The 11,231-nt window shown below is 44.6% G+C and carries 9 protein-coding genes and 2 rRNA genes; 4 read left to right on the top strand and 7 right to left on the bottom strand.

The annotated features are described in order from the left end of the window. Positions 1 to 14: 14 nt before the first annotated feature. The 4 genes from B157_RS0130485 to B157_RS0130500 all read right to left on the bottom strand — a co-directional run bounded on the left by B157_RS0130485 (position 15) and on the right by B157_RS0130500 (position 3,146). Positions 15 to 629, bottom strand: a complete 615-nt coding sequence (locus B157_RS0130485; protein WP_157618646.1) for a hypothetical protein — start codon at positions 627 to 629, stop codon at positions 15 to 17. A 54-nt stretch (positions 630 to 683) separates the two neighbouring features. Beyond that, positions 684 to 1,406: a 1-(5-phosphoribosyl)-5-[(5-phosphoribosylamino)methylideneamino]imidazole-4-carboxamide isomerase gene (hisA, locus tag B157_RS0130490; RefSeq protein WP_020607092.1), complete on the bottom strand. Its 723-nt coding sequence runs from the start codon at positions 1,404 to 1,406 to the stop codon at positions 684 to 686. Between the two features lie 42 nt (positions 1,407 to 1,448). Beyond that, a complete protein-coding gene (gene hisH, locus B157_RS0130495) occupies positions 1,449 to 2,039 on the bottom strand; it encodes an imidazole glycerol phosphate synthase subunit HisH (protein ID WP_020607093.1) in 591 nt (196 codons plus the stop codon). 180 nt (positions 2,040 to 2,219) lie between these two features. After that, positions 2,220 to 3,146, bottom strand: a complete 927-nt coding sequence (locus B157_RS0130500) for a DUF72 domain-containing protein (protein ID WP_020607094.1) — start codon at positions 3,144 to 3,146, stop codon at positions 2,220 to 2,222. A gap of 162 nt (positions 3,147 to 3,308) precedes the next feature. On the opposite strand from B157_RS0130500, the gene B157_RS0130505 reads away from it, so the two are divergent. Both B157_RS0130505 and B157_RS0130510 read left to right on the top strand, forming a co-directional pair. Beyond that, entirely contained in the window at positions 3,309 to 5,960 is a 2,652-nt protein-coding gene (locus B157_RS0130505) for a valine--tRNA ligase (RefSeq protein WP_026309075.1), read from the top strand. 148 nt (positions 5,961 to 6,108) lie between these two features. After that, entirely contained in the window at positions 6,109 to 6,627 is a 519-nt protein-coding gene (locus tag B157_RS0130510) for a D-glycero-alpha-D-manno-heptose-1,7-bisphosphate 7-phosphatase (RefSeq protein WP_020607096.1), read from the top strand. 273 nt (positions 6,628 to 6,900) lie between these two features. Here the strand turns inward: B157_RS0130510 and B157_RS0130515 are convergent, their stop codons facing one another. Beyond that, positions 6,901 to 8,385, bottom strand: a complete 1,485-nt coding sequence (locus B157_RS0130515) for a type III PLP-dependent enzyme domain-containing protein (RefSeq protein WP_020607097.1) — start codon at positions 8,383 to 8,385, stop codon at positions 6,901 to 6,903. Positions 8,386 to 8,658: 273 nt separating this feature from the next. On the opposite strand from B157_RS0130515, the gene B157_RS0130520 reads away from it, so the two are divergent. After that, a complete protein-coding gene (locus B157_RS0130520; protein ID WP_020607098.1) occupies positions 8,659 to 10,017 on the top strand; it encodes a UDP-N-acetylmuramate--L-alanine ligase in 1,359 nt (452 codons plus the stop codon). A 52-nt stretch (positions 10,018 to 10,069) separates the two neighbouring features. Then, a complete protein-coding gene (locus B157_RS0130525; RefSeq protein WP_020607099.1) occupies positions 10,070 to 10,621 on the top strand; it encodes an LOG family protein in 552 nt (183 codons plus the stop codon). Positions 10,622 to 10,734: 113 nt separating this feature from the next. On the opposite strand, the gene rrf is transcribed toward B157_RS0130525, so the two are convergent. Then, positions 10,735 to 10,845, bottom strand: a 5S ribosomal RNA gene (gene rrf, locus B157_RS0130530). A 123-nt stretch (positions 10,846 to 10,968) separates the two neighbouring features. Further along, positions 10,969 to 11,231: ribosomal RNA gene (locus B157_RS0130535) — 23S ribosomal RNA — on the bottom strand; the annotation flags it as partial.

The raw sequence follows: 11,231 nt of genomic DNA on the forward strand, positions 1-11,231 counted from the left end.
TAAAAGTAAAAAGTCTAGTTTGTCGAGTGAAACAACGTTGCCAGTTCATTCAGGATAGCAACCACGTTTTGTAGTTCGGCGATATTCGGTTTATAACGGATGTATAGCTCTGGATTGCTGAAACTGTAAATTCTATATTCATTTACACTAAACACCTCGAAGTAGTAACTCTCACCATCACTAATAAGTACATTGTTGTTCCTGTTTCGTTTGGCATGAACACTCACACTGCCATCAGCATCTACACTTGTCCATGTTGAGTCTTTGGGCGGACGGGGAAATAGTTTGTCATGGATGGAACCCTGGTCAGGCAACGTTAGAATATTGCGATGTAGCAATTGCTCCCAAAAGTCAGTTGTAATAGGAATTGTCGGTTTCAAGCGCACTGCTCTTTTGAAGCCGTCTTCATCGGAGTTGATAACGTACTTAGCTGCTGACAGCAACTTTTTCTTCTTTGACAGCACGTAAAGCATTTGGGCATCCCCAAACCTCAGTCCCTGCTGATTCCATATCCGAATTTCGCAATCATTTTTAGCTAGTTTCGGCGTTTTCAAGCGCATTTTGCGGGCAAGCTTTTCGAACCGCTGTTGAGGAGACAGCCTATTTTGACTAACTACAACCAGTGGCATTGACAGGTAAAAGCTAAAAAAAATAATGCCCCAACGTGTCATCAGCTTCGCGTTTTAAATCCCACTAATCTTCTGCAACTCATTCAATGTCACCCGTCCTTCATAAATAGCTTTGCCCACGATGACACCGAAAACACCCATATCAGCCAGGGTTTCGATGTCGGCCATGTTACTTACGCCACCGCTGGCAATAATCTGTAAATCAGGAAAACGGTCCTGCATATTCCGATATAGTTCAAATGAAGGCCCCTGTAGCAATCCGTCTTTGGCTACATCGGTGCTGATAACATACTTGATTCCCTTATCAACCCATTGTTCCAGAAAGTCATAAATCCAGACATCAGTCCCTTCCTCCCAACCACTGACGGCGATTTTTTCATTTTTTGCATCGGCCCCCAGAATAATTTTCTCCGGGCCATGCCCCGATAGCCACCGTTCCAGCACATCGGGTTGCTTTACGGCAACACTACCGCCTGTAACCTGCTTGGCTCCACATTCGAATACAATCCGCAAATCCTCATCCGATTGAACGCCCCCGCCAAAGTCTACGTGAAGGCTTGTTTGAGACGCTATCAACTCCAATACTTTCCAGTTGATAACCCGTTTTTCTTTAGCACCATCAAGGTCAACGAGGTGCACTCGCTTCAACCCAGCCCCTTCAAATTGCTTGGCTACTTCGAGCGGTCGGGCGTTGTATTCTTTCTTCTGGTTATAATCGCCCTGAGTTAGCCGAACGGCTTTACCATCAATAAGGTCGATTGCAGGAATGATGTACATGAGTAATGCGGACCTTCTGTCCGGCTGTTATGATGTTTGTTCTTACTGTAGGTTCAGGAAATTCTCCAGAATGCGCTGCCCAACATCCCCACTTATTTCTGTGTGAAACTGGGCAGCGTAAAAATTATCGCGGTGAAGCATAGCACTGAATGGTCGAACATAGTCGCAGATAGCCGTTGTTTCCGGACAAACATCAGCCGCGTAACTATGGACAAAGTAGACGTAATCATTCGGCTTTACCCCTTCCGTCAATGGTCCCTGCAACGAGTGGATGTTATTCCAACCCGTATGGGGCACTTTGAACCCTGGCGTAGCGGGGAAACGCCGAACGTCGATATCAAAAATACCCATGCACGTTGTATCGTTCTCTTCCGAATGCCGGCACATGAGCTGCATACCCACACAGGTACCTAGCACAGGCTGTTTTAGAGACGGTATCAGTTTATCCAGCCCGCGTTCCCGCAGATAAGCCATGGCCGTACTCGCTTCGCCAACACCCGGAAAGATAACCTTATCGGCCGACCGGATTTCCGCTTCGTCATCCGTTAGTAGGTAGCTTGCTCCCAATCGTTCCAGCGCATACATAACCGACTGAACGTTACCAGCATTGTATTTTATAATGACCGTTTTCATAAAGTAAAAGCCCGGCTCCTTGGCAGAACCGGGCTTTGTATATTGTGGAAATCAGAATTGTCTATCCGAACTCACAAACAAGCGCATCTCGTTCTGCTGCGTTATCGCTCAGAATGGTGATGCCAATGTGTTGTTTGTTGTAAAATCATGGGGGCAAATGTAAAGTCTCCTGGCTGTATTTCAAAACAAACTCCCCTGTACCACTTTGGGCTGCAGGACCGGTTCGCGCAAATTCAGGCCACAATGCTTGTTTAGTTCGCGAACCCAGTATAGAATCAACTCGGGGGCGGTATCGTTGTCTCCACCGCCGTGAATGAATAGATAAGCTGTTTGCAAGCCTTTGTCAAACCACGTTTTGAGCCGTTGTATCCAGGCATCGGTGCGGGTATAATCGGTTGGGTGCCCTTCACAGGCATTGAAACGCAGGGTTAGTACAGGACTGCTTAGTCCCATATGCAGTACGTCGCGTCTGCCTGCCACATCGGTGATGAGTACGTGCCGGTGCATCTGATAGAGCCGTTCCAGCGTTTGCTGCCACACCGCTCCTTTGCTAAACCAATCGGGATGCCGGAATTCGACAGCGACATCCAGTTCATCGGGCAAACGTTTAAGGTACGATTCCAGCACAGGCCATTTATCAGGGCCAAAATTGGGCGGTAATTGCAGAAACGTCATTCCCAAATACTCTTCCAGATTCAATACGGCATTCACAAACTCTTCGGTCAGTCCTTCCGTAGCAACTAGTTGGCGTTCATGACTGATTATCTGCGGAAATTTAGGACAGTACGTGAATTTTTCGGTGGCTTCCGTTTTCCACTTTTCAATCATCCCCGCTGTTGGAATCTGATAGTGCGTCAGATTAAGTTCAATTGTGTTGAATTGCCGGGTGTAGTAATACAGAAAATCGCGCTCCTTCGCATTCGATGGATAGACTTTACCCACGTAGTCTTTATTCGCCCATATTGGTCCGCCAATGTACACCGTGGGTTGCCAGTTCAGGCTATGATTGGTCGGTTCAACGGCAGCCCAAATCCTGGCGTTGAACGGCGAACCGGGTGGTAGCGTGAAATTCGCAGTTTCTATGTTCTGTATTTTTCCAAATTCCATAGCTGAATAGACGAAGAGTAGCAGTAAAACGGGCAAAGACCGGCTTTCGTTTTTTCGCCCTATCCAATTTAGTTAATTTTGCCCATTATTCGCAGCCCAAACGCTGGATTTTACTGGATGGTCTTTCCTGTAAATCCGGTCTGGTTGAGCATCATTAGCTATATGATTTCAAAGACATACGCCCCCCAGGAAATAGAAGAAAAATGGTATCAGTACTGGCTTGACAATCAGTTTTTCAAGTCCACTCCTGATACCCGCGAACCCTACACAGTTGTTATCCCACCCCCTAACGTAACGGGTGTGTTACACATGGGCCACATGCTGAACAATACCATTCAGGATGTACTGGTCCGGAAAGCGCGTATGGAAGGTAAGAATGCCTGCTGGGTACCAGGCACAGACCACGCCAGCATTGCTACCGAAGCAAAGGTAGTTGCCATGCTGAAAGAGCGGGGCATAAATAAGCACGATTTAACGCGCGACGAATTTCTGGAATACGCCTGGGAATGGACCCATAAGTACGGCGGTATCATTCTCCAGCAGCTTCGTAAACTGGGTGCTTCCTGCGATTGGGACCGGACCCGCTTTACGATGGAACCTGATTTGCACGACTCCGTCATCGACGTATTTGTTGACCTCTACAACAAGGGTCAGATTTACCGGGGCGTTCGCATGGTTAACTGGGACCCACAGGGAGGAACGGCGGTTTCGGATGAAGAGGTCATTACAAAAGAAATTCAGCAAAAGCTGGTTTACATCAACTATGAAATAGCCGGGTCTAACGATCAGTATAAAGAATATATTACCATTGCTACTGTTCGCCCGGAGACGATTATGGCCGATGCCGCTATTGCCGTAAATCCGAACGATGAACGGTATAAACACCTGCATGGCAAAAAAGCAATTATTCCGCTTATCAACCGCGAAATCCCGATCATCACGGACGAGTACGTAACCATGGATTTTGGTACGGGAGGCTTGAAGGTTACCCCGGCTCACGATCCCAATGACTATGCGCTGGGTATTACGCACAATCTGCCCGTTCTGGACATTCTAAACGATGATGGTACCCTGAATGAGAAAGCGCAGATTCTGGTTGGGCAGGATCGTTTCGCGGCCCGGAAAGCAATCATCAGGTTGTTGGAAGAATCAGGCAATCTGGTTAAAACAGAAGACTATAAATCCAACGTTGGTACATCTGAACGTACGGGAGCGGTAATCGAGCCGAAACTCTCGTTGCAGTGGTTCCTGAAAATGGATGAACTGTCTAAGCCTGCCCTTAAGAATGTGATGGACGATACCATTCAACTCGTTCCGGCCAAGTTTAAGAACATGTACCGTGTCTGGATGGAAAACGTCCATGACTGGTGCATTAGCCGTCAGCTTTGGTGGGGGCAGCGCATTCCGGCTTTTTACATGCAGGATGGAACCATCATCGTGGCAAAAAATAAACATGAGGCTTTGGAGAAAGTACAGCATGAAAAACTGCTGTTTGCCATGACTGAAGCCGACCTGACGCAGGATGAAGATGTATTGGATACCTGGTTCTCCTCCTGGCTCTGGCCCATGTCGGTTTTCAACGGCCTGAAAGACCCCGATAATGCCGATATCAATTATTATTACCCGACCAACGATCTCGTTACGGCTCCCGAAATCCTGTTTTTCTGGGTAGCCCGAATGATTATTGCCGGTTACGAGTACCGCGGTGAAGCCCCGTTCAAAAACGTATACCTGACCGGTATTGTACGAGATAAACTCGGTCGGAAAATGTCGAAATCACTCGGTAATTCACCCGATCCGCTCGACCTGATCGACAAATACGGTGCCGACGGTGTGCGAACCGGTATGCTATTCAGTTCAGCGGCTGGCAATGACCTGATGTTCGACGAGAAATTAGTAGAACAGGGCCGGAATTTCAGTAACAAAATATGGAATGCGTTCCGGTTGGTGAAGGGCTGGACAGTTGATTCTTCGTTACCGCGAGTTGCTCAAAATGATTTGTCTATTGCCTGGTTTGAAGCCAAATTCAATCAAACACTCACCGAGGTTGAAGACCTTTTTAGCAAGTTTAGAATTTCCGATGCCCTGCAAACCATTTATAAGCTGATATGGGACGACTTCTGTTCGCAGTACCTTGAACTGATCAAGCCAGCTTTCGAGCAACCCATCGACCAGATTACGTATGATGCAACTATTAATTTCTTTGAGAAACTAATGGGTTTAGCGCATCCGTTCATGCCGTTTATTACGGAAGAAATCTGGCAGGATATTCGCAAAAGAGAGGCTGGCGAAAGTATTTGTGTTACCCCATTCCCGAAGCCGGGAGTCATTGACCAGCAAATACTGGCCTCCTTCGAGGAATTCTTCGAAGTAATTTCCAACGTACGAAATGTTCGTAATGCCAAACAGATTTCACCAAAAACGGCTTTACCACTTACGATTAGAACGGTATTGCCTGACCGATTCCATCTGTTTGAGTCGCTGATACGCAAGATGGCTAACGTTTCAGCGATCGGCTACGTTAGCGATTTATCCGATACTGAGGCTTCGGCCAGCATATCTTTCCTGATAAAGAGCGATGAGTTTTTCGTGAATATTGCTGGGCAAATCGATACGGAACAGGAACTTACCAATACCCGCAAGGATTTGGACTATAACATTGGTTTCCGTGATTCGGTACTAAAAAAACTATCGAATGAGAAGTTTGTGGCCAATGCAAAGCCTGACGTTATTGAGCGTGAACGCCAGAAATTGGCTGATGCAGAAGCAAAAATTCAATCACTGAAGCAACGTATTACCGATTTGGGAGCTTAGCAGTTCGTGTAATATGAGTTTACTTATTGGCTGGGTTTCAAGGTACCAGTAGCACCTCAAAAATTTGTTTTCTATTTTTCTGAAGCAATAATACAATTATTTGGCCAAATAATTGTATTATTGCTTCCTATACCTTGGCTATATAACCATGAACAAGTGCATCTTTCTTGACCGGGATGGTGTGTTGAATGAGGATCGAACTGATTATGTTTATCGGGTCGAAGATTTTGTTATTCCTGAGGGTGTGCCTGAGGCCTTACGTCTATTGAAAGATGCAGGCTATCTGCTCATTGTCATCACGAATCAGGCAGGCATTGCTAAAGGGCTTTACACCCGAAACGACGTGATGACCTGCTACCACTATTTACAGGATCAGTGTGGTAAGCTTATCGATGATATTTATTATAGCCCTCATCACCCAAAATACGATTCGGAATCACTTACCCGCAAACCCGGTTCTTTATTGCTGGAAAAGGCAATGGCGAAGTACAATATCAATCCAGATGCTTCCTGGATGATTGGTGATGCTTTGCGTGATATGCAGGCAGGGAAAAGGGTAGGTGTCCAGACTGTGCTCATTGCGCAGGGTGCAGAAAAGTCAACAGAGTACGATAGCTGTGCCACTAACCTACTGGAAGCCTCACGATTTGTGTTAGCCACTTCATAAAAAAGCACGGCTCAATTTTGTAAACTGAGCCGTGCTTTTTTATGAAGTGGCTATTACTGTTTACACGCGAACTTGAGTGGAAACAGGCTTTTGTACGCTGCCATAGGCCGGACAGTTTGCCTTACGTGCACAGGACCCAAGAGACATTGCTGCTAATACAACAGCCAAAACCATTAATTTTTTCATATAGCTATTATCCATTTGTATCGTTAGTATTCAGACTATTAAACGAAAATAGTGCCAAAATCTATACGAAAACCATACTAGCAGGTCTTAATTTTCCTCCCGCACTAGTTCGACTTCCTCTTCGCGTTCCTCAGCAGCTTCTGTAGCCTCAAGTTCTGTCATACCTGGTTCGGCTCCACCATAGCCCAGAATTTTAAGCATTACTTCGCTATTTTGCTCTGGTGCAAACAGGCGGGAGCGCAGATTTCCCTCTTCGTCTTTGTCTACAATTACGTGCTGTGGGGCCGGAATCAAACAATGTTGTATGCCCCCGTAACCGCCCAATGATTCCTGGTAAGCTCCCGTGTGAAAAAGACCTATATACTGATCTTCAGCCTCCTGATCGAAAATCGGCAGGTATAAGTCGGCGCTATGCGCTTCTGTATTGTAAAAATCGTGCGAATCGCAGGTTAAGCCCCCAAGATTGACTTTCTGGTAGGGATTCTCCCAGTTATTCACCGATAGCATTATATATTTCTGACCCAGTCCCCACGAGTCAGGAAGTTGCGTAATGAATGACCCATCAATCATATACCACAACTCCTTGTCATTCTGTAGTTTTTGGTCAATCACTTTATAAATCACCGCCCCACTTTCGCCGACCGTAAAGGAACCAAACTCGGTGAAAATATGAGGTACCGGAACATTGTTCTTATTACAGATCCACTGAATACTTTCCACAATTTGATCGATCATGGCCTGGTAATCATACGTGAACTGGAAAGACGTTTGAATTGGCATTCCTCCACCAATGTCAATTGAATCGAGGTCAGGGCATATCTTGGCCAGTTCGCAGTATTTATACATGAACCGACTAAGTTCACTCCAATAATAAGCACTATCTTTTATACCCGTGTTGATGAAAAAGTGGAGCATTTTCAGCTTGAACTTTTCATTCGGCTGAATTTTGCTCCGATACAACTCATTTACATCGCTGTACCGAATACCCAGGCGTGAAGTATAGAAAGCAAAATTTGGTTCTTCATCAGTTGCAATACGAAAACCAAAATTGACCGTTTCGGCGGTTATCGAGTTTTCATACGCTTCAATTTCTTTCAGGTTGTCAAGAACCGGTATGCAGTTCGTAAATCCTTCATTAATAAGTTCACTAATGTATTGGGTATATAATGGCCGTTTATAGCCATTACAGATTATATAGGTCCCTTTATTTATCTTTTCAGATTTATAGAGTTCTCTCAGAATCTGAATATCATAGGCTGACGACGTTTCGAGATGCACATTGTTTTTAAGCACTTCATCAAGCACAAACTTGAAATGAGAGGACTTCGTACAATAGCAATATGTGTAATTGCCTTTGTAATTGTAGCGCTTCATGGCATTTCTAAACAGCAGTTTAGCATGCTCAATATGCTCTGTAATCTTCGGCAAGTAGGTCAGTTTCAGTGGGGTACCGTATTGTTTAACAATATCCATCAGTGGAACATTGTTAAACATTAATTCATTGTTCTCAACATTGAACTCCCGGGTTGGAAATTCAAATGTTTGATCAATCAAGTCATAGTATGTCTTCATCCCTTCGTTAAACGTATAAAGTGAGGTAGTTCTATACCAGCGGCAACAATTGTTATTTCAATTTATTATTGTGCGAATACACTTCATTTGGAAAACCGGGTTTTCCAAATGAAGTGTATTCGCACAATAATAAACCAAATTACAGTGGGTTTGATTCGGTGATATGTGAAAATTAACACTTCCGAAACATCTTGAGCTAATGTGCCTATCTGATTAATCAGGCAAACCAAAAAGAAGCCGTACTTTTGTCTCTTTACACTGATTGATTATCGAATGCCAAAGTCCATCCACTTCATTTCTATCGGCGGCAGTGCTATGCACAATCTGGCATTAGCACTCCAGCAGCAAGGTCATACAGTTACTGGCTCCGATGAAACAATTTACGAACCGTCAAAGACACGCCTGCAACAATATGGTTTACTACCTGCTGAAACAGGCTGGTTTCCTGATAAGATTACCACGGCTATCGATGTCGTTATTGTAGGCATGCACGCCCGAAACGACAATCCCGAATTAGCGAAAGCATTAGAATTAGGGTTACCTGTCTATTCCTATCCTGAATACATTTACCAGCAAAGTCGGCAGAAACAACGCGTAGTTATAGCTGGTAGTCATGGCAAAACAACAATTACAGCCATAATTCTTCATGTCTTAAAGTACCATAATCGGGTTTTTGATTACTGGATTGGAGAACCTGTTCATGGTTTCGATACCACTGTTCGATTATCATCTCAGGCACCACTCGTTATTATCGAGGGAGATGAATATGCATCCTCTCCCATCGACTCACGCCCTAAGTTTCTACACTATCAACCTCATATTGCGCTCATCAGCGGTATTGCCTGGGACCATATTAATCTCTACCCAACCTGGGAGGACTACGTTGATCAGTTTGAATCATTGGCTGAAGCAATGCCCAAAGCAGGCATCCTTATTTTTGATGAGTCCGACGATATGCTCGATGTGATTGGACAGAAAGAACGGGCTGACATAACTAAAATTCCTTATTTCCCACACCCGAGTGAAACGACTAATGGTAAAACCCATCTGATTACAAAGCAAAATAATCGGATCGCTATAAATCTGTTTGGTCAGCACAACTTAAAGAACATTGCTGGAGCATTAACTGTGTGCGACCATATAGGTATTACAGAGGAGCAGTTTTACCAGGCTATTCCAACATTTACAAACGTCAGTAAACGGCTGGAGAAAATTGCAGAAAATAATGGCAGGGTTGTTTACCGCGACTTTGCCCATTCGCCCGCTAAAGTCGAAGCAACTACGGAAGCTACGAAGCAAAAGTATCCAGATAAAAGGTTGTTGGCGGCTTTTGAATTGCATTCTTCTAACAACCTAAACAACTCATTTCTAACGCAATATAAAGATACGATGGATGCTGCTGATGAAGCTGTCGTATTCATGGATGCGCACTCACTAAACGATAAGATGTCAGTAGATTCAACTGATATCACAAAAGCTTTTGATCGGCCTGACATGCGTGTTTTCACGAGCGTATCTGCCTTTCAGGACTACTTGCTTCAGCAACGGAATTCGTTTCAAGTATTTTTACTTATGAGTTCAAGTTCATTTGGCGGTATAGATGTTGAAGGGTTAGCGCATCAATTAGCCTAGTAGCAACATTTTTCATTATTCGGATTATTTCCAATACTCTTTTAACTAATTCATGAATAGCATTGTAGTTTACTGCGGATCAAGTGTAGGTAAAAACCCGATTTACAACGAGGTTGCTACTGAACTTGGGGAGAAGATGGCTATCAACAATATTCGTCTTATTTATGGGGGTGGAGGGTTTGGATTAATGGGTAACGTTGCTAATGCTGTTTTAAAGAATGGTGGCGAAGTGACGGGCGTTATTCCAAATTTTCTCGCTAACCTTGAGGTCGCTCACAAAACACTTACTGAATTACATTTTGTTGAAACCATGCATGAACGTAAATTCAAAATGGTTCAACTTTCAAAAGGAGTAATTGCATTACCAGGTGGTTATGGAACGCTGGACGAGCTATTTGAAATCTTGGCATGGCGGCAGCTTAAACTCTATGATGGCCCTATTGGAATCATTAACACGGACGGGTACTATAACCTAATGATTCAGCAACTCGACCGTATGGTGGCAGATGGCTTCTTACGGGTTGAAAACCGTGCCCTGTTGTTAATTGCGGATTCGGTAGATGAGATTTTACAGATGATCAACGATTTCTGGGAGTTGGTTTAATCATTTCTAGAGAAATGAAACAGCTCATCGTCACTGAATTCTACTTTTTCACAAAGCTATTAAACGAAAAAAGACCATTTCTTTTACAAGAAATGGTCTTTTTAATTTCAGTCAGGTGGCACCTTCCTACTCTCCCACCTGTGACAGCAGTACCATCGGCAGTACGGGGCTTAACGGCTCTGTTCGATAAGGTAGAGGTGTTCACCCGCCTAAAAAGCACCAGCCTGATTGACTCTTTCGACCGTTTTACGGGCCAATATTTTTATTCTTTTTCACTACAGAGAGAGACCCTGATAATTTTTATCATTTACTTATTGACTGGTACGTACCAATTAGTTGTAAGACATACGCTAAACGCTTCCGGGGTCATTAGTACGGCTCGGCTCAACGCATCTCTACGCTTCCACCTGCCGCCTATCAACGTCGTCGTCTACAACACCCCTTTATACCGGAACACTCATCTTCAGGCCAGTTTCGCACTTAGATGCTTTCAGCGCTTATCTGATCCCCACGTAGCTACCCGGCCGTGCCTGCGGCCAAACAACCGGTGCGCCAGCGGTGAGTCCATCCCGGTCCTCTCGTACTAAGGACAGATCCCGTCAGTATTCCC

The organism is Spirosoma spitsbergense DSM 19989, from assembly GCF_000374085.1.
Taxonomy (GTDB): domain Bacteria; phylum Bacteroidota; class Bacteroidia; order Cytophagales; family Spirosomataceae; genus Spirosoma; species Spirosoma spitsbergense.

Excerpts from the sequence above, each read along its gene's own strand:
- B157_RS0130485 (WP_157618646.1), bottom strand. The coding sequence starts at position 629 with ATGCCACTGGTTGTAGTTAGTCAAAATAGGCTGTCTCCTCAACAGCGG.
- hisA (WP_020607092.1), bottom strand. The coding sequence starts at position 1,406 with ATGTACATCATTCCTGCAATCGACCTTATTGATGGTAAAGCCGTTCGG.
- hisH (WP_020607093.1), bottom strand. The coding sequence starts at position 2,039 with ATGAAAACGGTCATTATAAAATACAATGCTGGTAACGTTCAGTCGGTT.
- B157_RS0130500 (WP_020607094.1), bottom strand. The coding sequence starts at position 3,146 with ATGGAATTTGGAAAAATACAGAACATAGAAACTGCGAATTTCACGCTA.
- B157_RS0130505 (WP_026309075.1), top strand. The coding sequence starts at position 3,309 with ATGATTTCAAAGACATACGCCCCCCAGGAAATAGAAGAAAAATGGTAT.
- B157_RS0130510 (WP_020607096.1), top strand. The coding sequence starts at position 6,109 with ATGAACAAGTGCATCTTTCTTGACCGGGATGGTGTGTTGAATGAGGAT.
- B157_RS0130515 (WP_020607097.1), bottom strand. The coding sequence starts at position 8,385 with ATGAAGACATACTATGACTTGATTGATCAAACATTTGAATTTCCAACC.
- B157_RS0130520 (WP_020607098.1), top strand. The coding sequence starts at position 8,659 with ATGCCAAAGTCCATCCACTTCATTTCTATCGGCGGCAGTGCTATGCAC.
- B157_RS0130525 (WP_020607099.1), top strand. The coding sequence starts at position 10,070 with ATGAATAGCATTGTAGTTTACTGCGGATCAAGTGTAGGTAAAAACCCG.